The following is a 25,157-nucleotide window of genomic DNA, read 5'->3' on the forward strand; positions in this document are numbered from 1 at the left end:
AGACCGCGTTTGCGGACAGACACGGACATCGTCAGCAAGGAGTGTGTCCCATGGTCCCAACACAGCCGGATATCCCGGATAGCGACCGCTTCACGGTCGTGATCGTCGGCGGGGGGGCGGCCGGACTGACCGTGGCCGCGCAGTTGCGGCGCAAGCGGCCCAACCTGTCGATCGCGGTCATCGATCCGGCCACCACCCATGCCTACCAGCCCGGATGGACGCTGGTCGGCGCGGGCGTCATGGCACTGAAGGACACGCTGCGCCAGGAAGGCGGCCTGATCCCCAAGGGCGTGCGCTGGCTGCGCGCGACCGTCGCCTCGTTCACGCCCGAGGAGAATATCGTCACCCTGGCCGACGGGCGGCGCATCGCCTATCGCCGCCTGGTCGTCTGCCCGGGCCTGCAACTGGACTGGGGCAAGATCGAAGGACTGCAGGACACGCTGGGCCGCAACGGCGTGTGCAGCAACTATTCGGCCGAAACGGTCGAATATACCTGGGCCTGCATCCAGTCGCTGAAGGGCGGGACGGCACTGTTCACCCAGCCGCCGATGCCCATCAAATGCGCGGGCGCGCCGCAGAAGATCGTGTACCTGGCGTCCGACCACTGGCGCCGCGAAGGCGTGCTGAACCGCATGAAGGTGGATTTCTGCCTGGCCGGCGACGCGCTGTTCGGCGTGAAATATTTCATTCCGTCGCTGCAGGACGCGATCGATTATTACGGCGTGAACCTGCAGTTCAAGCATAACCTGGTGGCGGTCGACGGGCCGAAGCGCACCGCGACCTTCGCCGTCACGGGCCCGGACGGCAGCAGCACGACCGTGACCCGCACGTTCGACATGTTGCACGTCACCCCCCCGCAGAGCGCGCCGGACTTCGTCAAGACCAGCCCGCTGGCCAATGGCGGCGGGTGGCTGGACGTCGATGCCGCGACCCTGCGCCATGCCCGCTTCGACAGCGTGTTCGGCCTGGGCGACGTCATCGGCACCAGCAACGCCAAGACCGCCGCCGCCGCGCGGGCGCAGGCGCCGGTGGTGGTGGCGAACCTGCTGGCCTCGCTGGACGGACGGCCGCTGGACGGGAAATATGACGGCTACGGCGCCTGCCCGCTGACGGTGTCGTACGGGCGCGTGGTGCTGGCCGAATTCCTGTATGGCGGCGTGCCGGCCCCCAGCTTCCATTACGACCAGCGCAAGCCCAGCCGCTTCGCCTGGTTCCTCAAGACCCAGGTGTTCCCCAAACTGTACTGGCACATGATGCTGACCGGCCGCGACGTCGCCGTGCCGCACAAGCCGGTCGAGACCGCCTGACGCCATCCGGGGCCGGGCCTGCGCGCCCGGCCCCCGCCCTGCCCCCTATGTGCGCGGCGGGGATACCTGCAGGTTCGGGCCGGTATAGGGGCCCCGGTCGGGACGATTGACGTGCGGGGCCGCCAAGGCCTCCGGCCAGGCATCGTTGCCCGCCCCGTCGCCGACCAGCGCCGTCCGGCCGCGGGGGATGCATTCGGGGATTTCCTCGCGGATGCGCTTGAGAATGCGCTCGCGCACGTCGCAGCACAGGTTCCACATCTGTCCCGCACCCGCCGCGCCCGCGATGATGCGGATGGAAATGACCTGCGCGTTGCTGTCGGCCACCTGGCAGGCCAGATTGGCGCGGTCCTTGTCCCAATCGGGGCAATGGACGATCTCTTCCTCCAGGAACTGGCGGATACGGTCCATGGGCGTGCGGTAGTCGAGCCAGAGAAAGACCGAACCGACCAGCGCGGGCGCGCTGTGCGTCCAGTTCTGGAACGGATTTTCAAGGAAATAGGCGATCGGCACGATATAGCGGCGCTTGTCCCACGTCCGCAGCACGACATAGGTGGCGTTGATTTCCTCCACCCAGGCCCAGTCGCCGTTGAGGATCAGCATGTCCTCCATGCGGATCGGCTGCGTGATCGCGATCTGGACGCCGGCGATCAGGTTGCTGAGCGCCGGACGGGCGGACAGGCCGACGACCAGCGAGGCCGCGCCGGCCGAAGCGAAGAGCGACAGGCCGAAACGCTGCACGGTATCGAACACCATCAGCGCCGACGCCACCGTAATGACCCCGAGCGTGATTTCGACCAGCCGGCGCAGGACCCGGATCTGCGTCTGGTGGGAACGGACCGTGATGTCGTCACCCGGGTCGCGCTGGCCCATGCGCGTCAGGTAGCTGTCCGTGGCGATCCGCAGCGCGCGGATGATTCCGAAGCCCAGGATCAGGATGAACAGGAACGCGAACACCTTGCCGAGCATGTAGAGCGTCTCGCTCGACAATCCGACCGAAGCGGCGGGAAGGGCGGCACTGGCGGCGAGCAGCATCAGCAGCATGCGGATGGACGGCCGCAGCCGGACCATCAGCAGCGGAATGATCGGGAAACGCCTGAGGCCCGGCAGGCGCGGAATGGCATCCGTAATGAGACGGCTGAACAGACGCGCGATAAAAGCGGCGATGACCAGCAGCAGGATCGAGGCGACGGGGGCGGGAAGCCAGTCGAACCAGTGGCGGACGCCGGACATCGAGGCGACGTAATCATGTCTCATCGGTGCGAATATCTCCCTCTCGCGGACGCCGCGTCCGGCGTCGCGCCAGTATGTCAAAATGTGGCTGGAGTATTTCTAGCGCACGAATGACACGCAGGGTTGCAAGGATCAACAGATCGGGATGCGAAATCTCCTGCCCGGCCGGGTCCGGGCAGGACCCGGCCTTTTTTACTACCGCTCGTCGATCGCACGCTTGGGCAGCAGCGCCGGCACGAAGATCAGCGTCGCCAGCAGGGTGCAGGCCAGCGACAGCAGCAGCAGCCGCCCCATGCTGGCCGTGCCCGGATGGTGCGATGCCGCCAGCGAGCCGAATGCGGTCCCGGTCGTCAGGGCCGAGAACAGGACGGCCCGCGCCGTGGGGCTGGACAGCGGGGCCTGGACGCCGGACCGCCAGTTCATGACGAAATAGATGTTGAAGGACACACCGACGCCCAGCAGCAGCGGCAGCGCGATGATGTTCGCGAAATTGAGCTGTTCCGGCACCACGACGATCAGGATGACCGTCATCAGCGCCGACAGCAGCAGCGGCGCCAGCACCAGCGCCATGTCCAGCAGGCGGCGCAGCGCCACCAGCAGGATCACCGCGATCATGACGATGGCGGACATCGCCGCGAAGACGAAGGCCCGGACCATGGTGGACGCACTTTCGACCACGTCGATCGCATCGCCGCCCGCGTCGGGCGCCACGCTGCGGATCTGCGCGACATAGCGGTGCAGTTCGGTGCTGCTGTCCATCGAGGCCTTGGGATGGATCGCCACCACCGCGCGCCCGTCGGGCAGCAGGTAATCCTGTCGGATGGATTGCGGGACGTCGTCCAGGGTCACGGCCTGCGCCGAAAGCATCTGCCGCAACTGGTCGAGCTGCCCGGGCAGGAAGCGCACCAGCGCGCTGTTCGCCGCCATCACCTGTGCGTCCGGCGCGTGCGACAGCCGCGCCAGTGCAGCCTGGATGCGGCGCAGCGGATCGCCGGGGGCCAGCTTGTCCAGCACGCCGCCCAGGTCCCGGGCGGCCTTGGCCGCCGAGGCACGCAGGGCATCGGCGTCCGGCGCGGGACGCGGATTGGGCACGACCAGGGTGGGCAGCAGGATTGAGGCCGCGTCCTGGATCATCGCCAGCTTGGGCGGCTGATCGGCCGGGACCAGCGAGCCCAGCCACATCGCGTCATCGACCAGCGGCAGTTGCGACAGCCGGTCCGCCAGGGCATGGGCCTGCTGCAGGTTCGGGACCAGCACCTGCGCCCCGTAGGGCGAGGTCTGCGGATCGGTCATCAGCAGCTTCAGCGTCCGCATGCCGTCCGAATTCGGGTCCTTGGTATGCAGCGGATCGGCATCGAAGGTCAGCACCGGAATCAGCACCGCGCCCAGCACCGCCAGGAAGGTGAAGACGCTCAGGATCGGGGTGCGATGCAGCCGCACCGCGCGATCCGCGGGGCGGGCGAAGGCGAAGCCGGTCGCCGGATGGTCCAGCGACGGGCGGAACAGCCGCAGCAGCGCCGGCAGCAGCGTGACGGTGCAGATGAAGGCGATCATCATGCCGAACCCGGCGATCAGGCCAAGCTGCGCCACGCCGACGAAGGCGGTGGGCGTGAAGGCCAGGAATCCCGCCATCGTCGCCATGGCGGCCACCAGGATCTGGTGCCCCGTTTCCTCGCCGGTATGCTCCAGCGCCGCCTGGACCGTGGGCATGGCGCCGGAGGGCAGGCGCTGGGCGCGGAAGCGGACCGAGAACTGGATCGCGAAATCGACCGCGATACCCACGAACAGCACGGCGAAGGCCACGGAAATCAGGTTCAGCGTGCCGACCGCCAGCGCCGCGAAGCCCGTCGTCAGCAACAGGCCCGCCACCAGGGTGATGACGATGGGCGCGATGATCCGCCAGGTCCGCACGGCCAGGAACAGCCACAGCGTGACCAGCACCAGCGACCCGATCAGCCCCGCGACCATGCCCTGGGCGACGGTGGCGAATTCCTCGTCACTGATCTGGACGTCGCCGGTCAGATGCACCTTGGCGTGGCCCGACCGGACGAATTCCAGTTGGCCGATGGCCTGGCGCATCGCGTCGCTGGCCGCGCCGCCGGGCTGGAACGAGCCATAATCCATGCGCGGCCGGGTCACGACGAAGACGAACTTCCCGCCCATGTCCGCCAGACTGCCGGCCAGCATCCGCTCCCACGACAGGGGCTGGGCGTGGCCGTCGGCCGCCTGTTCCAGCGTGGTGGCGAAAGCATCCAGCGCGGGCTGGAAGCCTTTCAGGTTCGCCTGGCCCTGCGACACGCCCAGCGCGATCAGCGACAGGGAATCGAACAGGCCGCGCCCCGACGGGTCGGCCGCCAGGCCGCCCAGGAAGGGCTGCGCCGTCACGACGGTGTCCAGCACCCCGCCCAGGTTCTTCTGATCCAGGAACATCAGCCCGTTGCGGACCAGATAGGGATTATCCTGCGGAAGGGTGACCGACAGGAAATGCGCGCTGTCGCCCCGCAGCCGGTCGGCCAGCGCGCGGGCCGTCGCCTGCGCTTCCTCGGGCAGGTCGGCCTCGACCACCGCCACCAGCAGGTCCTGCTGCTGCGGCAGCAGGCGCGCCAGTTCGTCCGAGCGCTGCTTCCACGGCAGGGTGCGCGAGAACATGGTGCCGGTATCCGTCGTGACCCCCAGCCGGTGCATGCTGCAGTCGACCGCACCCCCGACCAGCGCCGCGAACAGCAGCAATACGAGCACGGCGCGACGGGAACAGAACGCCACGAGGCGACCGATCGGAAGGGACAGCATGATTCGTAATTCAGCCCTTGAGAAACTGGCGGCGCGACCGCGGCGCCCAGAACGCCGCGCAATGGGGGATCGTTTGACCCGGGATGGCGGAAGGATGCAAGACGCATGTTCGGCGGACAGCCCTGCCCGCCGGCGTCACCCCGCCCGCGCCGGACGCGCCAATCATCGGCATGCGAGGAAAAACATTATAAAGGATAAATACTTAGGTACATGCCCCCCCGCCCCTAATGGCCGGGCAGGCCGATACCGTGATCCAGCTTGCTGGGGCCCCGCCAGTGGGTTTCCATCCACTGCCAGCCGGCCAGCGCGGGCAGGCCCCAGGCGATCTCGCGCAGCCGCTTGATCAGCGACAGGCCGATCGAGACCGCCGGCGGCAGGCCGAACAGGCTGCCGATCAGGATGAACCCGCCCTCGGACACGCCCAGCGCGCCGGGCACGGCAAAGCCCACCGACTTGGCGGCCTGGCCCACGCTTTCGATCACGAAACCGCTGGTCAGCGACCGGTCATGGCCCATGAAATGCAGGATCAGGCAGACTTCGACCGCACCCAGCGACCATGCGACCAGTTGATAGACCCCTGCCCGAAACGCGCGGCCCGGGGCGGTGTACAGGCCCATGATCTCGCCATGCAGTCCACGAATGCCCTCGACGCCCGTCCATCCCAGGTGGGCAGCGATGCGCACCAGCAGCCGTTCGATGAGCGACACCGCCCCCAGGCACTGGCTGCCCAGGCAGACCGCCCCCAGCACCAGCGCGACCCCCGCGCTTTCGACCAGTTCATCAGTAACCGTGGAGCGTTTGACGAGGCAGAGCAGCAGGCCCAGCCCCAGCAGGGTGAAGACGACCTGGCTGAGCAGCTCGATCGTCAGGTCGCAGATCGTCGCGGCGGCGGCCCGGCGCAGCCCGACCCCACGCCGGGCCAGCAGGCGGGCCGATATGACCTCGCCCCCCACCTGGGCGACGGGAAGCAGGTTGTTCACACCCTCGCGCACGCAGCGCAGGGCGACGTAATCGCGCAGCGGCAGGCCGGCCCGGTCCTGGCCCGCGATCGCCCGCCACGACCCGGCGGACAGCAGGACCTGCACGGTATGGAACAGGATGGCGGCCAGGATGCCCCAGCCCCCCTGGGCCACCAGATGCGCGATTGCGTGGACGCCGAAGCGGGATAGGAGCCAGACCGTCAGCGCGACCCCGAACAGTCCGGCCGTCAACGTCACCAGCTTCATTCCGCGCCCCCGCCGCCCGGCCCCCCGGGACCATGGGCCGGCGGTGGCGCCGACCCGTGTCAGGCCAGCGTATCAGCCCTTGATTTTGCGTATCAAGGCCAGACTTTCGACGCAGGCGGCCGCGGCCTCGCGCCCCTTGTTATGTTCGTCGGTGCGCGAGCGCAGCACGGCCTGTTCGTCGGTGTAGGTGGTCAGCACCCCGAACGCGACCGGGATCTCGGTCGCCAGCGAGGCCTGCATCAGGCCGATCGCGGCGCCCAGGCTGATGAATTCGAAATGCGCCGTGTCGCCCTTGATCACGCAGCCCAGGCAGATCACCCCTTCATAGCGGCCGGTACGGGCCAGCGTCTGGGCCAGAAGCGGCAGTTCGTAGGCGCCCGGGGCATACAGTACGTCGTCGTCCGCGACGGTGATGCCGTGCTCGCCCAGCCATTCCAGCGCCCCGTCGCGCAGGCCGTGGGTGACGGTTTCGTTGAAGCGGCTGACCACGATCGCCAGGCGCGGCGGCCGCGCGAAGGTCAGGTCGGGCGAGGAAGACGGCGTATTGGTGCTCATGTCGATTCTATCCGGTCGGTGGTCTGCGGCGCCTCACTCGGCCGCCGCGCTGACGGTGGAGCAGAGATGGTGTCCCATCCGGGTACGCTTGGCGTCCAGATAGGCGCGGTTGAAGGGATTGGGCGGGATCTCGACCGCGACGCGCTCGCGCACGGTAAAGCCGTGCCGCTCCACCGCCACGACCTTGGCCGGGTTGTTGGTCATCAGGTCCAGCGTCCGCACGCCAAGCGTGCGCAGGATGGCGCCGGCGGCGCTCCAGTCCCGCGCATCGGTCTCGAAGCCCAGGCGGTGATTGGCGTCCACCGTGTCCAGCCCGCGATCCTGCAGCGCATAGGCACGGATCTTGTTCGCCAGGCCGATACCGCGCCCCTCATGCCCGCGCAGATACAGCAGGACCCCGCTTTCCGCCGCGCCGATACGCGCCAGCGCGGTCTGGAGCTGCGCCCCGCAATCGCAGCGCAGCGAGCCCAGCGCGTCGCCCGTGACGCATTCCGAATGCAGCCGCACCAGCGGCACCGCGCCGGCGGCGGCGGGATCGCCCTTGACCAGCGCCACGTGCTCGGTCCCATCGGCGGCGCGGAAGGCGTGGATCATCAGGTCCTCGCCGCCATAGCAGCTCGGCAGCGCGGCCTCGGCGACCGTCTCGATCCGTTCCCCGGAATCGCCAGCGGCCTGCCCGGATGCCTGTCCGGCCTGGGTCTTCATCCACGACACCAGTTCCGCGATCGACAGGATCGGCAGCCCGTGCCGCTCGGCATAGGGGCGCAGGTCGGACATCCGCGCCATGGACCCGTCCTCGTTCATGATCTCGCAGATCACGGCGGACGGCGCGCGGCCCGCCATGCGCGCCAGTTCGATCGAGGCCTCGGTATGACCGTTGCGGGCCAGCACCCCGCCCGGCACCGCGCGCAGCGGGAAGATATGCCCGGGCGACACCAGGTCGGCAGGTCCCGCGCCGTCCGCCACCGCGACCTGGATGGTCCGGGCGCGGTCGGCGGCGGAAATGCCGGTCTCCACACCCTCGCGCGCCTCGATCGACACCGTGAAGGCGGTCTCGCGCGGGCAGGTATTCACCTGCGTCATCATCGACAGGCCAAGCTGCTCGACCCGTTCGGCCTCCAGCGGCAGGCAGACCAGGCCGCGCCCGTGCGTGACCATGAAATTGATCGCCTGCGGCGTGACCATGTCGGCGGCCATCACCAGGTCGCCCTCGTTCTCGCGATCCTCGTCATCGACCAGGATCACCATGCCGCCCGCCCGGATCGCCGCCACCGCGGTCCGCAGGCCGGGACTCATCACCGGTACTGGCATAGGGTCTCCACATATTTCGCGATGACATCGACCTCGACATTCACGCCATCGCCGGGCGACAGGGTGCCCAGCGTGGTATGGGTCCAGGTATGGGGAATGATCATCAGCGCGACGGGGAATTCCTCCGCGCCGCCCGCACCCGTTCCGACCTCGCCGATCTCGTTCAGCGTCAGGCTGATGCCGTCCAGGGTGATCGAACCCTTCTCGACCAGATAGCGGCGCAGCGCGGCCGGGATGCCGAAGACGATGCGCCGGGATTCGCCCGCATCCTCGACCGACAGCAGGCGCGCCGTGCCGTCCACATGGCCCTGCACGATATGGCCCGACAGGCGCGTGGCCGGCGTGACGGCGCGTTCCAGGTTCACGCGGCTGCCTTCGGCCAGGCGGCCCAGGCTGGTGCGCTCCAGGGTCTCCGAACTGATGAAGAAGGAGGCATTGCCCGCCGCGTCATAGGCGGTCACCGTCAGGCACACGCCGTTGACGGCGATGCTCTCGCCCATCGACAGGTCGCCGATGCCCGTGGCCACCGCGACATGCAGCGACCGGTCGCCGCGCCGCGCCGCCGTGACGGTGCCCAGATGCTCTATGATGCCGGAAAACATGCTTCCTCCCCATGTACCGTCCCTGGATGTGCCGTCCCCGGCGCCGCCAGTTCCGCGAACAGGCGCAGCGGCGTATCCGTGCCGCAGCGGACGGCGACATCCATCCGTTCCGTCCCGTCCGGGCCGACCCCGATGGTCAGCCAGTCATCCCACAGCCCCGCCGCGCGCAGCGCATCCAGCAGGGCCGGCCCGGCCTCGACCAGCGCCCACAGCACGCCGTCGGCCCCCAGCATCGCGGGTAGCCGGGTGATATCGTCGCAGGTCCGCACGTCGAACCCGCGCCCCCTGGCGGCGGCGCGCCAGTCCTCCGGCACCCGCCCCCGCCGGTCGCAGACGACCAGCGGCCGCGCGGCCCGGTCCGCATGGTCGGCCACGCGCCGCACATCCAGGCCCGGCCGGTCGGCCAGCACGGTGCCGCTGCCGGTCACGACGGCATCGGTCGCCCGGCGCAACCGGTGCGCCAGCGTCAGCGCGGCGTCGGAGGTAAAGGTCGTCCGCCCGGCCGGCGGGATCATCGATCCGTCCGCATCGACCGCCTGCTTGACCGTCAGCCACGCGCGACCGGTCCGCGACCAGTGCACGAAGGGGGCGATCAGCGCCCGGCACGCAGCGGCCAGTTCGGGGAACGGATCGGGGAGCAGCTCGCCCCCCGCTTCCCCCAGCACATACACGGCGCAGCCCGCCGCGCGCAGCCGGGCGGCCCCGCCCCCGGCCACGCGGGGATTGGGATCGGCGGCGCCCACCCAGACCGTGCGAATGGGCGAGGCCAGGATCGCCTCGGAACACGGGCCGGTGCGGCCGGTATGGTTGCAGGGTTCGAGGGTCACGACGGCCACCGACGCGCGATCCATCAGCCCCTGTTCCGCGCACTGGCGCAGGGCCAGGGCCTCGGCATGCGGGGCGCCGGCCCGGTGATGGGCGGCGACGGTCAGGATCTCGCCACGCGCGTCCAGGATGGCGCAGCCGACGGGGGGGTTGGGGGCGGTGGCACCCATATACCGCGCGGCCTCGGCCAGCGCGGCACGGAAGGCCCGCGCGATGCGGGCCGGATCGACAGGGGGGGCGAGGGCGGCAGCGGACACGGAACGGCCGGCCGCGTCATGCGCGGCCTCCACGGTCCCCGAATCTCGCAAGTGCGCAGCCAACACGAACGGTCCCATCCATCCGGACGGACCCAGGGCGTACGGACCCGCCGACGCACCACGACACAGCGCGGCACGCCCGGGCGGGCATCGTTCTCTATCATCCGGACTGTAACCGTCGGCTCCGGAATCACACCGGATCTGCTGTCCCCGCCATGCCCAAAGGCCTGGCGGGCGCTCGCGGGCTGATGCACCCCGGCCTGATGACCGGGCGCAAATACCGCCGGTGGGGACTTTCACCCCGCCCCGAGAACGTCAATTCGACCGGCCGCAAGGACCGGAACGTTTTTATTATTGGGAAAGGACCGGTGGAAATGCAAGGCCCATCTGCGGGCCTGCCACGCGGGCAATGCCGGACGGAATGCGGAACGGGACGCGCGCGCGTCCCGTTCCGGCCGCCGTTCAGGGCATGAATTACCGGGGCGACGCCCCCGTCGACTTGGTGATCGCGTTCTGCGAGGCGTTCGCCCCACGCGACACATCATGGCCGACCGAGCTGACATCCTGGCCCGCCCCGCGGACCGTGTTGCACGCGGTCAATCCCCCCGCCAGGCCGAGCATCGCCACCACCAGCAACGCAGCACGGGACAGGCTGGATGCCGGAAAACGGTCGTGATGCATGAAAACCTCCTCTATAGGTTGATATCCTCGCAAACCCCGGCGAAGGGCCAAAGTTCCCGACCCGCCCCCCTCGGCCCCTTCCCCTGCCCTGCCCCCCGCCACGGGAGTACCACCGCGCCGCCATGCCCCACGCCGAACCCGTCATCATCGGCCTGTACCTGCTGGTCCTGGCCGCCGTGTCGCTGGGCCTGTCGCGCGGCCGCCATGTCGCGGCCGACTATCTGGCCGGCCGCCACGACATGCCGACCTGGGCGATCTGCCTGTCGATCGTCGCGACCGAGACATCGACCCTGACCATCGTCAGCGTCCCCGGCGTGGCCTATGGCGGCGGGATGGTCTTCGTCGGGCTGGGGCTGGGCTATCTGGTCGGGCGGATCGCGGTGGCGCGCATCCTGCTGCCGCTCTACATGCGGGGCGGCCCCGGGGGCAGCCTGGCCAGCGCGTATCAATATCTGGGCCACCGGTTCGGACGGGACATGCAGCGCCTGGCGGCCGGCGCGTTCCTCCTGACCCGGCTGCTGGCCGAGGGCGTGCGGCTGTTCGCCTCCACCCTGCCGATCTGCGCGCTGCTGGCGGCGGCGCACCTGCCGGCGGGGCGCATGCCGGTGCTGATCGGGCTGACGGCGCTGACCGCGCTCTATACCGCCATCGGCGGGTTGCGGGCCGTCGTGTGGTCCGACAGCATCCAGTTCGGCGTGTATGCCGCAGGGGCCGCGTTCTGCGTCGCCCTGCTGCTGCCCCGGGATGCCGCCGGATCGCTCGACATGACATCGCTGCACGCGGCCTGGCTGGCGGGGCGGTTCGCGCTGTTCCAGCGGGGGGGCGCGATCCTGACCTCGCCCTACGCCCCGGTCACGGCGATCGTCGGCGGGGCCATCATGTCCATGGCGTCGCACGGCACGGACCAGTTGATGGTCCAGCGGGTGCTGGCGGCCCGGTCGCTGCGCGCGGCCCAGGCCGCGATGATCGGCAGCGCCATCGTCGTCACGCTGCTGTTCGGCCTGCTGTCGGCGGTGGGGGTGCTGCTATGGCTCCGCCATGGCGGGGCATCGCCGGCGGCGCTGGGCCTGCCCTCGCCCGACGCGCTGTTTCCCGCCTTCATCGCCCGCGACCTACCGCCGGCCCTGGCGGGGCTGCTGATCGCGGGGATCGTCAGCGCGACGATGGGATCGCTGGCCTCGGCGCTGAACGCCATGACGGCATCGACCCTGTCGGACCTGCTGCCCACCCGCCTGACGCGGCGATCCGGCGCGGTGGCGCTGTCGCGGGCCATTACCGCCGCGTGGGCGGTGATGCTGGTCGTCACGGCGTCGTGCTTCTCGGCCACCGGCCAGTCGGTGGTGATCTTCGGCCTGTCGATCGCGGGCTATTCCTACGGGGCGCTGCTGGGCGCGTTCCTGCTGGGCCTGCTGGTCCGCGGCGCGCGGCAGCGCGATGCGGTCGCGGCCTTCCTGGGCACGCTGGCGATCATGACGGCGCTGATCCTGGGCGTGCATCCCGGGGGACACGCCATCGCCTTTCCCTGGCTGGTCCCGATCGGCGTGGCGGCCAGCCTGGCGATCGGCGGCGCCTGCCGCCTGCGCCCGGACCCCATCCCCACCGACCAGCCGACGGAGCGGCCGACACCATGACAGACGCCATGACGGATCTTGGCCGCCGGACGATCCTGCGGGCGATGGTCGCGGCCGGAGGCGCGGGACTGGCCGCCGGATGCGCCGCCGCCCCCGCCCGCCCGTTCGCCCCGGTCGACCGGCTGGTGGACCGTGCGATCGCGGACAGGCAGATTCCCGGCGCGGTCGTCGTCATCGCGCATGGCGGGGCGATCGTCCATCACCAAGCCTATGGTAGGCGTGCCCTGCTGCCCACGGCAGAGCCGCTGGACGAGGGCACGCTGTACGACATGGCGTCGCTGACCAAGCCGGTGGCGACCACGGTCGCGGCCATGCAGTTCTTCGAGGCCGGGGCCTTCCGGCTGGACGACCCGGTCTGCCGGTACCTGCCGGATTTCGCACGCAACGGCAAAGCGGACATCACGATCCGCCACCTGCTGACCCATTATTCGGGCCTGCCGCCCGACCTGGACCTGTCCACATCCTGGACCGGCAAGGACGAAGCCGTGCGCCGCGTGATGGACACGCGCCCCGACCACCCGGCGGGCGAGCGGTTCGTCTACAGCGACATCAATTTCATCACGGTGGGGCTTCTGGTCGAACATCTGTCGCACCAGCCCCTGGACCGCACCGTGCAGGAACGCGTGCTGGACCCGCTGGGCATGACCCATTCGCGCTTCCTGCCCCCCGCCGCATGGCGCCCCGCCATTGCGCCGACCCAGTTCGATGCGGACGGGGTCATGCTGCGCGGAATCGTCCACGACCCGACGGCGCGGCGGATGGGCGGCGTGGCGGGCCATGCCGGCCTGTTCTCCAACGCCGCCGACATGAGCATCTACGCCCAGGCGCTGCTGGACCGGCGGGCCGGACGGCCCAGCGCCTATCCGCTGAAGCCCGAAACCCTGGTATTGATGACCACGCCCCAGCAGCCCGCCGGCAAGCCGGACCTGCGCGGCATCGGGTGGGACATCCGCACCCATTATTCCACGCCGCGCGGCGATATCTTCCCCGTGGGCTCGTTCGGCCATACCGGATTCACCGGCACGTCGCTGTGGATGGACCCGGCCAGCGACAGTTTCGTGCTGATCCTGACCAACCGGGTGCACCCCAGCGGCGGCGGCGGCCGCGGCATCGTGCGCCTGCGCCACGATGTCGCCACCGAAGCCGCGCGAATCCTGCTGGCGACGTAACGGGCCCCGGTCACGCAGTGTTTTGCGCCCGCCCGGCATCCCGCGACGACGCTGGCGCGTAACACCGCCATACCCGCCACGACGGAGATCCGGCATGGCCCCAGACACGGACACAGACACGGGCAAGGACACACTGCCGCCCCCGCCCGGCTTCATACCCATGCCTGAACCCTTTCCCGGCGGGTTCAACACCGCAAGCGGCGGCTTCCTGGTGGGGTTGGAAGCCGGTGAACTGATCGGGGGGTTTCGGGTCACGACCGCATTCTGCAACCGGGGCGGGATCTGCCACGGGGGCAAGCTGGCCACCGTCTGCGACGTCTATCTGGCGCTGGCCGCCCTGTTCCGCGAGGATCTGCGGACCGATTTCCTGCCCACCGTGTCGCTGGGGCTGGATTTCCTGACGCCGGTCGCGCACGGCGCCTGGGTCGAACTGCGGTCGGAAACATTGCGCATCACACGCAGCCTGGTCTTCGTCCAGGGCCTGGCAACCGTCGAGGGCACACCGGCCGTGCGCGCCAACGCAACCTACCACCGCACGCCGCAGCGCCCCGATGCCGCCCCTGATACCGGGGCGATGCTGCGCGCCCTGCTGGACCATGCCATACCCGCCCGGGGCGGGGTTACGCCGTAGGGCCCGAGACCCGCAACGCCGGCGCCCCCTCGACCGGCGTCCCCCCGGCCGGAACGACCGGAGCAGGACGCGTTTCCCGATTCATGAAGGGCCGTTCCACAAGGATATAATACGCCAGACCGGCGACCCATACCGAAGGAAACAGGATCATCGCATCCACGGCCCACCAGGGCACGACCGATTCCAGCGGCAGATGATGCAGAACCAGCCGCTCGATGGCTTCCATCAGCGGCACATGCACCAGATAGATCGAATAACACATCGTCCCGGTCAGGCAGATCCACGAATTCGCAAAGATCCTCCGGCATCGTCCGCCATACATGGCACCCAGCATCACCAGGGCGCAGGCGACGATCGCAGCGGCCTCCAGCCCGCTATAGGGCACGGCCTGCCGCGCTTCGGCATTGACCCGGGTAAATGCCAGCCCGACCAGCAGGAACAGGACGATGCCCACGGCAAAAACCAGGTCGAACCGGCGCGGGCTGGTCCGCATGGCGTAACCATAGGTCTGGACAAGGTCGGCGACAACGATTCCCATGACGAAATAAGGAAGATGTGCAAAAACGCCATAGCGGAACCGCCCGTCGAACGGGAACACGCTATGGACGTACCCCAAAACCGCGACATACAGCACCATGGCCGTCATCGTCGCCGCGATCCGCGACGGCCCCATGGCCCGGTAGATCCACATCATAAGGGGAAACAGCAGGTAGAACTGCACCTCGACCTCCAGCGACCACAGCGGAGGAATGAACATCGAGGACGCATTCCAGACGATTCCGTGAACATAGAACAGGCTGGCCAGGAAACTCTCGGTCGGAGAAATCACCCATGCATGGTTGGCGTGAACGAAATCCAGGAACACGGGAATGCTGAACAGGACAAGCGCAATGATGTAGGGCGGATAGATCCTGTGAATACGGCGGTAGTAGAATTTGCCCAGTACGATCCGGCGATCGGGCTGGCTCAGGAACGGTTTTGCGATGATCAGTCCGCTGATCATGAAGAACAGGACGACCCCGATCTCGCCATGTGGCAGGAACCGGTACAGCGATCCCGTGTTCCGCCCGGTGGGATCGATCCAGTCGCCATGGCGCACCATCCGCAATCCCCCATGCCACAGCAGGACCGAAGCGACGGCCAGGCAGCGCAGCCCGTCGATCTGGGGGTTGTATTTCGTGTCGTCCTTCGGACGCCTGTACAGCGCCGGTATCGTGCCGATCAGCCGACCCAGGTTTGAAACGACTCTTTCGAACATCTTCTGCGTCCTTGAAACAAGACGGACCTGAAAACCTGGGTCGTCCTAATGCGCCTGTCCCACCAGGCAACGGGCGAACGCGGCGGGATCGGCGGCCGGATAGACGCGGGCGTAATCCACCTTCATGATGGCCGGATTCAGGGTCTTGTCGATCGGCCAGCCCGAACCGAGCGCCAGGTTGATCAGGAACATGAACGGCGACCGGTGTTCCGGCGGGGTCGGACTGCGCCAGATTTCCTTGCGATCGAGGTAGAAGGTGATCCATCGCGGTGTGACCAGCGTGCCGTAGGTATGGAAATCATCGACCAGGGAATGGGCCGGCACCTTGATGATCGTCCCGGCACCCCCGTCCGGCTGTGACGACCGCCCGTGCCAGACATGGACCGTGGTGTGAAACCCGTCGGTGAACTGGCCATAATATTCGATCGTGTCGATTTCGACGGTCGGCAGCATCCAGTCCTTCGGAGCCGATTCGTTCAGCCATGTCCCGACCCATGTACCGGGGCCGGGCGGCAGTTTCATGCGGGTTTCGAAATATCCGTACATCGCCGTGAAGCCGTTGCCGGCCCCGTCCGCCGACGCCAGCAGGCCGGCCGTCCAGCGCCCGGCGGCATCCTTGCGCGCCGCGATCGACAGGATACCGTCATGGACGGAAAAGGCGGAGCCCGGGCCGGGATCGGTAAACCGCGCATCCCCGAAATCCCCTCCCCACGGGGTATGGGTGATCCAGCGCGCCCCCCCCAACTGCCAGGCCGAGAGCCGGAGGTCATCGAACTCGTCATGAAAGACCGGCATCTCGCCGCAAAGCCGCAGACCGCCGGCCGAAGCGGCCCGGGCCGCCCCCCCGGCCATGACCAGGCAGACCAGACAGGCGATCACGAGAACATGAGATGGACGGAACCCGGTCATGACGCCCCTTTCGCTGCCCGCTTCAAGACACGCGCCGACGACGACCCGAACGCGCCGCGCGGATGCTCCACGGGCCTAACCCTCCGAACCCCGCCCGGTTCCACCCCCACCCCGCCCCACCGAAACCCACACGAAAAAAAATGAACCGGAGGGGGTTGCCGTTTCCCCAGCACTCGGTTAAACAGCGCCCCAAGCGGCACCCGTAGCTCAATTGGATAGAGCACCAGACTACGAATCTGGGGGTTAGAGGTTCGAGTCCTTTCGGGTGCGCCATTCTCCTTTTAAAGTTTTCCAAAATTAGCGGTTTCGGCCGGTAAGCGACTGTGTGCTTGCGAACTCGTATAGTCGCATGCCGCCCCGCCGGAATTACCGGACACACGCCATCCTCGCGCTATCAGGGCCTGAAGATGGGCGGGGCATCCCACCCCGTTCTCTACCCCCGGAACCGGCGTTGCAACTGGAAGAGGTGGACCGCCGGCCAGAAGCTGAGGATGGCGGCCACCAGCAGCGACATGCGCAGGGCGTTGATGCCGAAATGCGGCGTCAGCATATCGCTGATCCAGCCGAAGAGCGGGGGGCCGAGCCCGATACCGATTGCGTTGGCGAGCAGCGCATACAGCCCCACCGCCGCCGCGCGGCGATGTGCCGGCACGATGCTCGGGATTGCTCCGTAGATCGGGCCGGTGCAAAAAGCCGAGATCGTCGCACTCAGCACCAGCATCGTCAGCGAGAGATCGAGCGAGTGCGTCAGCACCTGGACGATCTGGAAGGGCTGGGAGACGAGGTAGGCCCAGAAGACGAAGCGCATCGCGCCGCCGAAACCGGTGCGTCTTGCTACCCGGTCGGCGATCGGTCCGCCGATGAAGGTCCCGACGACGCTCGCGATTCCGATCCCGAGGCCGAACCACGTACCGGCCTGGCCCGCCGTCAGGCCGAAGGACCGCATATAGAAGGAAACGCCCCACAAGGTGACGCCGTAGCTCACGACCTGGCTGGTGACACCGTAGAGGAGCAGGTCGCGCAACGGCCGGTTGGCGAGCAACGTGAGCCAGGATTCCCCGCCCCGGCTCGCCCGCGGTATCCGCGGCTCGCGGACGAACAGCAGCATCAGGATCGCGACCGGAACCCCTGCAAGCCCGACGGCCGCGAAGGTCGCGCGCCAGCCGATGTGCTCGACCAGATAGCCACCACCCGCCAGCCCGATGATATAGCCAAGATAGGACACGCCGTAGGAGATCGCGAACGACGTGCTGCGCTTCGCGGGGGTCGAATACGCCGCATTCAGGGCTGCGGAGGAGGGCGAGAACGCCGCCTGCCCCAGTCCCACGCAGACGCGGGTGGTCGCCATGGCGGCGATTCCATGCGTGCGTCCCATCAGGGCGGTGGCGACACTCCATAGTGCAATGCCGATCGACGCCATGCGCGCGGCGAAGCCGCGATCGGAGATCAGGGCGAAGGGCAGGATCATCACGCCGTAGAGCAGCGCGAAGGCGGTCCCGCCCAGCAGGCCGACCGTCGCGTCCGAGAGATGAAGGTCGTGCTTGATCGCGTCGTTGGCGGTCGAGAAGACGAACCGGTCGATGAAGTCGAGCATGCCTGCCACGCCGAGCAGCAGGGTGACGGTGAGCGACCAGCCCCGCGCGGGAGGAACGTCGGAATGCGCCTCGGGGCCGGTTGCATTCATACCCTGCGGCCCATCGCCCACATGCTCCGAGCCTGAGGGAACGGGTCTCAGGTCCATCGTTCGGACGGCCTGCGGTTATTCGATGTCATGATCGCCTCCATCTTGGTGCATGGCTGGAATCAGTAGATTCGCACAAGATGCCACTCACCTGCTACGGGCGACCGGAGCCCGCCTGGCGTCCCGGGCATTCAGCCATGACGGGCCTTCGTTCATGCCGACGTAGGTGTTTTGTCCCGGGATTTGGTGGTGCGGATTATGTATGAACCGTGATGGTTCTTTTTCCCACTGCTGACAAATGAATTCATATGGAGTGAGGCCGCGCAGGGTCTTGAGCCTGCGGGCGAAATTGTAGGCGGTAACGAAGTCGGCGAGGTGTTGACGCAACTGGTCATGTGTTTCGTAGTAGAAGCGCTTGACGGTGGCGTCCTTGATCGTGCGGTTCATCCTCTCGACCTGGCCATTCGTCCAGGGATGTCGCGGCTTTGTCAGTCGATGCTCGATATCGAGATCAGCACAGGCCAGTTCAAAAGAGTGGCACCGGAACAGGACACCATCCGCCCGCATGGCCTTGATGTCTTCGGGTGTCCATCCATTGCCGGCCGGATCGGTAAAATGCGTGCCGTTATCGGTCAGCACGGTATGGATGCGGTAGGGAACCGCAGCGGCCAGAGCACGCAGGAAGTCACCGGCAACGCGACGTGTCGCTTTCTCGTGCAATTGGACAAAAGCGAATTTCGAGGTCCGGTCGATCGCCACCAGAAGATAAAGGCGCCCCATTTCAGTGCGGACTTCAGCAATGTCGATGTGAAAATAGCCGATCGGACAACTCTTGAACTTCGACCGTTTTGGTTTGTCGCCTTCGGTCTCGGGCAGGCGGCTGATCCCATGGCGCTGAAAACAACGGTGCAGGGAAGATCGCGTCAGATGCGGGATCGTCGCCTGAAGCGCATAAAGGCAATCATCAAGAGGCAGCAGGGTATGGCGACGGAAGGCCACAACGATCGCTTCTTCTTCGGTCGACAGGATGGTTGAGGATGCGACCTTCGGACCGGTGCGTCGATCCGACGTATCGGTCCGCCCCTTCCATTTGGCGACCGTCTTCGGGTTGATCCCGTAGCGTTTCGCCAGAACCCTCAGGCTCTCTTGACTATGTTGTATCGCTCGACGGACTGCCGCTGTCGTCGTGGCGCTTCCGTGGTGAACCTGGCCCATAGCGCATCCTTCCACTCATGTGAAAATAATGCACCACCAAATCCCGGGACCAAACACGTAGGTCAGCAGAACATCCGGCCTGTCCGGCCGTCGGTGGGACGCCGACGGGATGGGGACAACCGGCAACCGTAAAAATCGGTCACCGGCCGGCAGATCAGAAATCCACGCTCGCCGTGCCGCCGACGAAGAACGGCGCTGCGACGTCGAAGGACGTACTGGCCCCGGCAATCTTCGTTCCATAGACACCCGTGGTCGGCAGGGCGTTGGCAGACGTACCATGGACGAAGCCCAGATAATGATTGTTCGTGATGTTCTGCAGGTTGAGCCGCAAGGTCGGCGCCTTGAGCGGACCGACATCCTTGAAGCGGTAGCCCGCATTCACATCCATCGTCAGGTAGTCCGGAATGGACTGGTCGTTATTGAAGGTGGAATACTGCCTGGCGACGTATTTCAGGCCGAAACCGCCGAACAGGTGACCGTCATCATAATCCAGGTGGAAAGCGAGCTGATATTTCGGTGTCTGGGGCGCGAACTTGCCCTTGCTGAACACATAGTCGCCATTTCCGGCGCCCACGTTGCTGTCCGTCCGCGCATTGACATATTCAGCCGAGAAATAGGGACGGAGATGATAGAGGATCGGCCGCGTCCCGACTTCAAAATCGACGCCGTCGGCATGGGAGCCGCCACCGTTGATGCTGCGCGTATAAATGGCGCCGCTCGGGTCGATGAGCGTCTGCGTATACAGCCGATTGGTGAAGTTATAATGGAAATAACTGAGCGTGCTGTTGAGGAGCGGCCCCTGATAGCGCCAGCCGAATTCCTCCGAGATCGAAATTTCCGGCTTGGTGTCGGCATTGGCCTTCGCGGTGTAGCCGACGCCCTGCTTGTAGGCTCCGGAATCGTACAGCGACGTGTTCATCGGAATACGGAAATTGGTCGTTGAGGACGCGAAGAGCTGGTTTTCGTCGTTGATCTTGTAGCGGATGGACACGGCCGGCAGCGGCTCCTGCCACGACCCATGGATATAAGGACCGGTCGACGTGTCCGGCAGGAAATTATGCCCGTCACGGTCGACGACGGCATATTTGAGCCCGCCTTCGATCGTCAGCCGGCCGTGCAGCAGCGACAGGCTGTCATCGATGAACATCGTATGGATGCGGGTCTGCGTCAGCGTGTCGCGGTACTCGGCCGTCATCCCGTTCGAGAGAACCATGTTGGGCCCGCCGCCATATTCGTCGTAGGGCTGGCCGGTCGCCATGTTGACCAGACTGTAGGGGCCGGTCTGCAACTGCTTCGAATATTCGAACCAGTACCCCACCGTCAGGCGGTTGATCCCGGTATGCAGGCTGAGCTTGGTAACGGCGCCTGGACGATAGGTCTGGGTATTGGAGGGGTTATAGAGCAGCATCGATTTGGTATTGGACGCATTATAAGGCCCGATGGAGCCCGTCAGGCTCTGCGCGCCCCACTGCTGGCTCGTAAGGCTCTCGTTGTACGCACCGCCGCCGTTCCCGTTGCCGTACCAGAAATACGGCGTTTCGGTCAGCGTCAGGTTGTCCGTCAGCGTGAAGGTCGAAGGCGCGCTGGCATAGATATTGGTGAACGGATTGCGATGCAGTTGGTAGTAGTTCGCATCCGGCGCCTTCGGATTCCATTTCACGTCATAGGTATAGTAGGCGCCGTATTTCTTCCAGTTCGCCAGCGACATCGACGGGAACAGGGTGCTTTCGCTCTGGTTCCCGATCAGCGAGAAGGAAATCACGTTTCCATTGCCCCAGGCATTCACCCATTTGGTTTCGCCATGGAGCTTGGACTGATCGCCCGGGCCACGCCAGGAATGTTCGTCGGCGGCGGAGAAGGACACGAAGCCCTTGAGATTGGTGTTGCCGATGAACCCGGTATTGACGCGGCCGAAAATCCGCCTGGAATTGTAATTGCCGTAGGTTCCATCCACGGTGCCGCCGAAATGGTCGGTGGGGTCGATAAGATACATATCGACCGCGCCGCCGGTGGCGCTGATGTGCGGACTGTCGAGGTCGGCCGAACCCTGTTCGACATTGATCATGCGCAGGTTTTCGGAATCCACGATTTCCTGCGGATAGACGGCATAGTTGCCGATATCGTTGATCGGAAAGCCTTCCAGCGTGAAACCGATCTGGCTCTGGTTGAGCCCGCGCATCGTCATTTCGCCGCCATTGATGCCCAGCGGATCGACCGATGTCGTATTCACGCCCGGCAGATACTGGATGAGCTGCATCGGGTTCAGGCCCGGCGTCTGCTTCGCGATGAACTCGGCCGTGACCGTGGAACGGGACTTCGCCGCATCCTCGTGGGTCATCATGCCGCCGCCCACGGCGGTATGGCGCGAACCATGCACCTCCACGACTTCGCCCCGGGCGTCCGTCGGCGCCGTCGCCCCCATCATCGAAGGCGCGTCATTATTGTCCGATGGAGCCTTCCCGGGATGGGACGGGGACTTGGACTGAGCGCCAGCGGTGGGCGCAACACTCGACACCACGGCCGGTGCCCCCGTTTGCGCCAGGGCATGGGAAGTCAGGATAGTCGAACAACAAAAGAAAGCCCAGAGCGAGCGACAACGCATGGAATATCCCCTATTCCGTGTGGCCGTATTTCAAAACATTTCTGTAAGACGACCCCCCGAGGCCGGTCTGCGTGACCATCTATTAAAAATTGTTTCGATTTGCACCATTCCGAATCGCAGTTTCATTTAATCTTCACAAAACCGCGATTCAGCGCCCACCGGCGCGGGCAAGGTCCCCGGCCTTTTGCGAATTTGCGACCGTCCCGGAAAAAAGGAGTGGCCTCGGCACGGCCCGGCCTCTAACTAGAGCCTGCTTGAGAGTGCGGCACTCCAGGCCATCAATGGGAAAATCGAAGGAAAAATCGGCATGTCACACGATTCGCGCTTCCGGCGCGGCATGACGCGTCTGCTCGCCGTGGGTCTGCTGGCGCTGGCCGGTACGCTGCCGGACCATGCCGCCCGCGCCTGGGGGCGGGAAGGCCACGCGATCGTCGCCGATCTGGCCTGGGATTATCTGTCGCCGGATACCCGGCAGAAGGTCACGGCCATCCTGGCACAGGACCATGACACATTGACGGCGCCCGACCTGGCGGCCCGTGCGAGCTGGGCCGATGCGTGGCGCGCCGCCGGTCACAAGGAAACCGGTTCCTGGCATTTCGTCGACCTGGAAATCGACCGGCCCGATCTGGCGCAGGCGTGCTACGGATTTCCTTCCGCCCAGCCGGCCAGCACCGGACCGGCCCAGGATTGCGTCGTCAACAAGCTTCAAGAGTTCACCCGCGAACTGGCCGATCCCGCCACAACCCCGGCTGAACGGGTGCTGGCGTTGAAATATGTGGTGCATTTCGTTGGCGACATTCATCAGCCGCTGCATGCGGCCGACCGGCACGACAAGGGCGGCAACTGCGTGCGCCTGGCGATGGGCGGCCCGCGCACCGTCAATCTGCACAGCTACTGGGATTCGGTGACCGTCAGCGAAATCGACCCGGACGCACGCCATTTCGCCGACACGCTGTTTTCGCGAATCACGGTCGCGCAGAAGAACGAATGGTCGCAGGGTGACGCGCGGCAATGGGCCGAGGAGAGCTTCAGCCTGGCACGAGACGTCGCCTATCACCTGGACGCACCGAGCGGATGCGATCCCGACGCGGCGCCGGTATCGCTGCCGCCGGGCTATGACGCCGCCGCGCGCGACACCGCGACGCTGCAACTGGAAAAGGCCGGGGTGCGCCTGGCCTGGGTCCTGAACCGATCGCTGGCGGATCTGAAACTGCCGTCTCCGACAATGTGAAACATTTATGAAACCGTTGAATCTTTACAAAAATATCCGCAGTTTTCTTCCTGGCCGGTGATCCATGCCTGATACGGGGTACGCTGTTCATGCTTCACGTTAACCGACGTTCCTTTCTCGCGCTGGGTGCAGGCCTGGCGCTGACGGGCACGGGTGGCGCGTTCGCGTCGGTGCCCAGCCGCCCGCCGCTGCGCGCGCATGAACCGTTCACCTTCCTGTTCATCACCGACACGCACCTCCAGCCGGAATTGAACGCGAACAGCGGGTGCCACATGGCGTTTGCCAAGGCCCGGTCGGTGCCGGCGGATTTCGCGATCCAGGGCGGCGATCACGTCTTCGACGCGCTGGGCGTCAATGCCGGGCGCGCCACGATGCTGATGGATCTCTACAAGCGCACGGCGGACGACCTGACGCTGCCGGTCCATCACACGATCGGCAATCACGACTGCTTCGGGGTCTATACCCAGAGCGGCGCGCGGCCGACCGATCCGCTATATGGCAAGAAATATTTCGAGGACAGTTTCGGCCGCCTCTATTATGCGTTCGACCACAAGGGTGTCCACGTGGTGGTCCTGGATTCGATCGGAATCACGGCCGATCGCGCCTACGAGGGACGGATCGACGCGGTCCAGCTTGCATGGCTGGCAAAGGATCTGGCCGCGCAGCCCGAGGGTACGCCCATCATCGTGGTCACACATATCCCCCTCGTCACCGCTGTCGAGGACTACGCGGCCCCGCCGGCCAGACCGGCCGCCCATCACGGCCTGAGCGTCGTCAACGCCTACGAGGTTCTGCCGCTGTTCGATCGGTACAACGTCATCGGCGTGTTCCAGGGCCATACGCATATCCTGGAGCGGATCGACTGGCATGGTGTGCCCTACATCACCGGCGGGGCCGTCAGCGGCAATTGGTGGCACGGAACGCGCTACGGCACCCCGGAAGGGTTCATGGTGGTGGACGTCGCGAACGGAACCGTGAAAACCCGCTATGAGACATATGGTTTCCAGACCATATCCCCCCAGAATACCTGACGGAGACCGGTTCCGCGTGCCGGCGGGAACCCAGGACGCATAAAATCCCCGCCCTGTCCCCCTTGGCCGCGTGGACACATCCGGGTACTGATCGACCGGATCATCCTTGGCGGCCTGAATGCGTATTCTGGTTATCTACAATCCCACGGCGGGACGGCGACGCCTGGGCCGGCTGCGACAGTTTGTCCGATGCCTGGAGGCAGCGGGCGCGGCGGTAACGGTGGCGGCGACGGCCCATGCCGGGCATGGCCGTATCCTGTCGCGCGCCGCATGGCAGGCAGGGACCGTTACCCATATCGTGGCGGCAGGCGGCGACGGTACGATTTCCGAGGTCGCCGACGGCCTGTCGGGGTCCGACCTGACCATGGGCGTATTGCCCCTGGGCACGGCCAACGTCCTGGCCCATGAACTCGGGATTCCGTTCGCGCCGGCCGACAACGCCCGGGCGCTGCTGTCGGGCGCATCTCGCACGATATGGCCGGGCCAGCTTCAGACCGGCACACAGACGTGCCTGTTCATGCAGATGGCCAGCGCGGGCTTCGATGCGCAGGTCGTGCATCACGTGTCATTGCGCGGCAAGCGCCTGCTGGGCCGCACCGCCTATGCCGTGCAGGCCATCCGCGAAGCCGGCCGCTACGATTTCCCCCCGCTGCATGTCACGATCGACGGCGAGGCATGCAGGACGTTCGGAGTCGTCGTCTCCAAGGGACGGTTCTATGGGGGGCGCCACGTCCTGGCGCCCGAAGCCACGCCCCTGCGGCGCGGATTTTCCGTGACGTTGCTGGATGCGCCGGGGACGGGCCAGATGGCCAGGGCGGGGCTCGGCCTGCTGCGCGACCGCCCCGATCAGGTGCCGGGCATGCGGCGCGTCCGGGCGTCGCATATCCGCCTGATCGCGCCCGCCTGCGCCCCGGTCCAGCATGACGGCGACGCATCGGGCCACCTGCCGCTTGTGATAAGCGATGCCCCGTTTCCGCTGCGCATCGCCGTATGATATCGGCCTGCCTTGCGACTG

The 25,157-nt window shown here is 66.5% G+C and carries 20 protein-coding genes, 1 tRNA gene and 1 riboswitch; of the genes, 8 read left to right on the plus strand and 13 right to left on the minus strand.

Going from position 1 to position 25,157, the window contains the following annotated elements; all coding sequences use genetic code 11:
• Positions 1-50 precede the first annotated feature (50 nt).
• Positions 51-1,307 carry an NAD(P)/FAD-dependent oxidoreductase gene (locus GDIA_RS09370; protein WP_012554010.1) on the plus strand — a complete coding sequence of 419 codons (1,257 nt, stop codon included), beginning with the start codon at positions 51-53 and terminating at the stop codon, positions 1,305-1,307.
• Positions 1,308-1,352: 45 nt separating this feature from the next.
• Here GDIA_RS09370 and GDIA_RS09375 read toward each other — a convergent pair whose 3' ends face one another.
• The 8 genes from GDIA_RS09375 to GDIA_RS09410 form a co-directional block, all read right to left on the minus strand.
• Positions 1,353-2,561 (minus strand): mechanosensitive ion channel family protein, encoded by a 1,209-nt coding sequence (locus GDIA_RS09375; protein WP_012554011.1) that lies wholly within the window; start codon positions 2,559-2,561, stop codon positions 1,353-1,355.
• Positions 2,562-2,732: 171 nt separating this feature from the next.
• Positions 2,733-5,327 carry an MMPL family transporter gene (locus GDIA_RS09380; protein WP_012554012.1) on the minus strand — a complete coding sequence of 865 codons (2,595 nt, stop codon included), beginning with the start codon at positions 5,325-5,327 and terminating at the stop codon, positions 2,733-2,735.
• A 224-nt stretch (positions 5,328-5,551) separates the two neighbouring features.
• Positions 5,552-6,553: a lysylphosphatidylglycerol synthase domain-containing protein gene (locus GDIA_RS09385; protein WP_012224231.1), complete on the minus strand. Its 1,002-nt coding sequence runs from the start codon at positions 6,551-6,553 to the stop codon at positions 5,552-5,554.
• A gap of 72 nt (positions 6,554-6,625) precedes the next feature.
• The gene (gene ribH / locus GDIA_RS09390; RefSeq protein WP_012224236.1) at positions 6,626-7,108 is read right to left on the minus strand and encodes a 6,7-dimethyl-8-ribityllumazine synthase; all 483 of its coding nucleotides are present in this window, start codon (positions 7,106-7,108) and stop codon (positions 6,626-6,628) included.
• Between the two features lie 33 nt (positions 7,109-7,141).
• Complete coding sequence (ribB, locus tag GDIA_RS09395; RefSeq protein ID WP_043458850.1) at positions 7,142-8,404, minus strand: 3,4-dihydroxy-2-butanone-4-phosphate synthase; 1,263 nt, start codon at positions 8,402-8,404, stop codon at positions 7,142-7,144.
• Positions 8,404-9,021: a riboflavin synthase gene (locus GDIA_RS09400; RefSeq protein ID WP_012224240.1), complete on the minus strand. Its 618-nt coding sequence runs from the start codon at positions 9,019-9,021 to the stop codon at positions 8,404-8,406. The genes ribB and GDIA_RS09400 overlap by 1 nt, the downstream gene beginning before the upstream one ends.
• Positions 9,003-10,103, minus strand: a complete 1,101-nt coding sequence (gene ribD / locus GDIA_RS09405; RefSeq protein WP_012554014.1) for a bifunctional diaminohydroxyphosphoribosylaminopyrimidine deaminase/5-amino-6-(5-phosphoribosylamino)uracil reductase RibD — start codon at positions 10,101-10,103, stop codon at positions 9,003-9,005. The genes GDIA_RS09400 and ribD overlap by 19 nt, the downstream gene beginning before the upstream one ends.
• Before the next feature lie 148 nt (positions 10,104-10,251).
• A riboswitch (FMN riboswitch) is annotated at positions 10,252-10,421 on the minus strand.
• Between the two features lie 156 nt (positions 10,422-10,577).
• The gene (locus GDIA_RS09410) at positions 10,578-10,784 is read right to left on the minus strand and encodes an entericidin A/B family lipoprotein (RefSeq protein ID WP_012554015.1); all 207 of its coding nucleotides are present in this window, start codon (positions 10,782-10,784) and stop codon (positions 10,578-10,580) included.
• Between the two features lie 122 nt (positions 10,785-10,906).
• Here GDIA_RS09410 and GDIA_RS09415 point away from each other — a divergent pair, with 122 nt between their 5' ends.
• The 3 genes from GDIA_RS09415 to GDIA_RS09425 all read left to right on the plus strand — a co-directional run bounded on the left by GDIA_RS09415 (position 10,907) and on the right by GDIA_RS09425 (position 14,215).
• Positions 10,907-12,415, plus strand: coding sequence for a sodium:solute symporter (locus GDIA_RS09415; RefSeq protein ID WP_012224245.1), 1,509 nt, complete (start codon positions 10,907-10,909; stop codon positions 12,413-12,415).
• Positions 12,412-13,584 carry a serine hydrolase domain-containing protein gene (locus GDIA_RS09420; RefSeq protein ID WP_012224247.1) on the plus strand — a complete coding sequence of 391 codons (1,173 nt, stop codon included), beginning with the start codon at positions 12,412-12,414 and terminating at the stop codon, positions 13,582-13,584. Before GDIA_RS09415 ends, GDIA_RS09420 begins: the two co-directional genes overlap by 4 nt.
• Before the next feature lie 160 nt (positions 13,585-13,744).
• Complete coding sequence (locus GDIA_RS09425; RefSeq protein ID WP_244410068.1) at positions 13,745-14,215, plus strand: PaaI family thioesterase; 471 nt, start codon at positions 13,745-13,747, stop codon at positions 14,213-14,215.
• Here the strand turns inward: GDIA_RS09425 and GDIA_RS09430 are convergent.
• Together GDIA_RS09430 and GDIA_RS09435 are read right to left on the minus strand one after the other, a co-directional pair.
• Entirely contained in the window at positions 14,205-15,473 is a 1,269-nt protein-coding gene (locus GDIA_RS09430; protein WP_012554017.1) for an acyltransferase family protein, read from the minus strand. The genes GDIA_RS09425 and GDIA_RS09430 overlap by 11 nt on opposite strands.
• Positions 15,474-15,518: 45 nt before the next feature.
• Positions 15,519-16,382: a glycoside hydrolase family 16 protein gene (locus GDIA_RS09435; RefSeq protein WP_012224253.1), complete on the minus strand. Its 864-nt coding sequence runs from the start codon at positions 16,380-16,382 to the stop codon at positions 15,519-15,521.
• Between the two features lie 196 nt (positions 16,383-16,578).
• Between GDIA_RS09435 and GDIA_RS09440 the strand changes: the two genes are divergently transcribed.
• Positions 16,579-16,655: transfer RNA gene (locus tag GDIA_RS09440), tRNA-Arg, on the plus strand.
• Between the two features lie 160 nt (positions 16,656-16,815).
• Here GDIA_RS09440 and GDIA_RS09445 read toward each other — a convergent pair.
• The 3 genes from GDIA_RS09445 to GDIA_RS09455 all read right to left on the minus strand — a co-directional run bounded on the left by GDIA_RS09445 (position 16,816) and on the right by GDIA_RS09455 (position 21,703).
• On the minus strand, positions 16,816-18,066 hold the full coding sequence (locus GDIA_RS09445; RefSeq protein ID WP_244410069.1) for an MFS transporter: 1,251 nt from the start codon (positions 18,064-18,066) through the stop codon (positions 16,816-16,818).
• A gap of 144 nt (positions 18,067-18,210) precedes the next feature.
• Complete coding sequence (locus GDIA_RS09450) at positions 18,211-19,278, minus strand: IS481-like element ISGdi9 family transposase (RefSeq protein ID WP_012554019.1); 1,068 nt, start codon at positions 19,276-19,278, stop codon at positions 18,211-18,213.
• 154 nt (positions 19,279-19,432) lie between these two features.
• Positions 19,433-21,703: a TonB-dependent receptor gene (locus GDIA_RS09455; protein ID WP_043458854.1), complete on the minus strand. Its 2,271-nt coding sequence runs from the start codon at positions 21,701-21,703 to the stop codon at positions 19,433-19,435.
• Positions 21,704-22,187: 484 nt separating this feature from the next.
• Between GDIA_RS09455 and GDIA_RS09460 the strand changes: the two genes are divergently transcribed.
• From GDIA_RS09460 to GDIA_RS09470, 3 genes are all read left to right on the plus strand, one after another.
• Positions 22,188-23,111, plus strand: coding sequence for a S1/P1 nuclease (locus GDIA_RS09460; RefSeq protein ID WP_012554021.1), 924 nt, complete (start codon positions 22,188-22,190; stop codon positions 23,109-23,111).
• A gap of 89 nt (positions 23,112-23,200) precedes the next feature.
• Complete coding sequence (locus GDIA_RS09465; RefSeq protein WP_012554022.1) at positions 23,201-24,142, plus strand: metallophosphoesterase family protein; 942 nt, start codon at positions 23,201-23,203, stop codon at positions 24,140-24,142.
• A gap of 118 nt (positions 24,143-24,260) precedes the next feature.
• Positions 24,261-25,136 carry a diacylglycerol/lipid kinase family protein gene (locus GDIA_RS09470; protein WP_012224260.1) on the plus strand — a complete coding sequence of 292 codons (876 nt, stop codon included), beginning with the start codon at positions 24,261-24,263 and terminating at the stop codon, positions 25,134-25,136.
• Positions 25,137-25,157: the final 21 nt, after the last annotated feature.

The sequence above is a fragment of the Gluconacetobacter diazotrophicus PA1 5 genome (assembly GCF_000021325.1).
In the GTDB taxonomy this organism is placed as follows: domain Bacteria; phylum Pseudomonadota; class Alphaproteobacteria; order Acetobacterales; family Acetobacteraceae; genus Gluconacetobacter; species Gluconacetobacter diazotrophicus.

Coding starts and splice junctions, on each gene's coding strand:
- GDIA_RS09370 (WP_012554010.1), top strand. CDS start 51: ATGGTCCCAACACAGCCGGATATCCCGGATAGCGACCGCTTCACGGTC.
- GDIA_RS09375 (WP_012554011.1), bottom strand. CDS start 2,561: ATGAGACATGATTACGTCGCCTCGATGTCCGGCGTCCGCCACTGGTTC.
- GDIA_RS09380 (WP_012554012.1), bottom strand. CDS start 5,327: ATGCTGTCCCTTCCGATCGGTCGCCTCGTGGCGTTCTGTTCCCGTCGC.
- GDIA_RS09385 (WP_012224231.1), bottom strand. CDS start 6,553: ATGAAGCTGGTGACGTTGACGGCCGGACTGTTCGGGGTCGCGCTGACG.
- ribH (WP_012224236.1), bottom strand. CDS start 7,108: ATGAGCACCAATACGCCGTCTTCCTCGCCCGACCTGACCTTCGCGCGG.
- ribB (WP_043458850.1), bottom strand. CDS start 8,404: ATGAGTCCCGGCCTGCGGACCGCGGTGGCGGCGATCCGGGCGGGCGGC.
- GDIA_RS09400 (WP_012224240.1), bottom strand. CDS start 9,021: ATGTTTTCCGGCATCATAGAGCATCTGGGCACCGTCACGGCGGCGCGG.
- GDIA_RS09410 (WP_012554015.1), bottom strand. CDS start 10,784: ATGCATCACGACCGTTTTCCGGCATCCAGCCTGTCCCGTGCTGCGTTG.
- GDIA_RS09415 (WP_012224245.1), top strand. CDS start 10,907: ATGCCCCACGCCGAACCCGTCATCATCGGCCTGTACCTGCTGGTCCTG.
- GDIA_RS09420 (WP_012224247.1), top strand. CDS start 12,412: ATGACAGACGCCATGACGGATCTTGGCCGCCGGACGATCCTGCGGGCG.
- GDIA_RS09425 (WP_244410068.1), top strand. CDS start 13,745: ATGCCTGAACCCTTTCCCGGCGGGTTCAACACCGCAAGCGGCGGCTTC.
- GDIA_RS09430 (WP_012554017.1), bottom strand. CDS start 15,473: ATGTTCGAAAGAGTCGTTTCAAACCTGGGTCGGCTGATCGGCACGATA.
- GDIA_RS09435 (WP_012224253.1), bottom strand. CDS start 16,382: ATGACCGGGTTCCGTCCATCTCATGTTCTCGTGATCGCCTGTCTGGTC.
- GDIA_RS09445 (WP_244410069.1), bottom strand. CDS start 18,066: ATGAATGCAACCGGCCCCGAGGCGCATTCCGACGTTCCTCCCGCGCGG.
- GDIA_RS09450 (WP_012554019.1), bottom strand. CDS start 19,278: ATGGGCCAGGTTCACCACGGAAGCGCCACGACGACAGCGGCAGTCCGT.
- GDIA_RS09455 (WP_043458854.1), bottom strand. CDS start 21,703: ATGATGGGGGCGACGGCGCCGACGGACGCCCGGGGCGAAGTCGTGGAG.
- GDIA_RS09460 (WP_012554021.1), top strand. CDS start 22,188: ATGTCACACGATTCGCGCTTCCGGCGCGGCATGACGCGTCTGCTCGCC.
- GDIA_RS09465 (WP_012554022.1), top strand. CDS start 23,201: ATGCTTCACGTTAACCGACGTTCCTTTCTCGCGCTGGGTGCAGGCCTG.
- GDIA_RS09470 (WP_012224260.1), top strand. CDS start 24,261: ATGCGTATTCTGGTTATCTACAATCCCACGGCGGGACGGCGACGCCTG.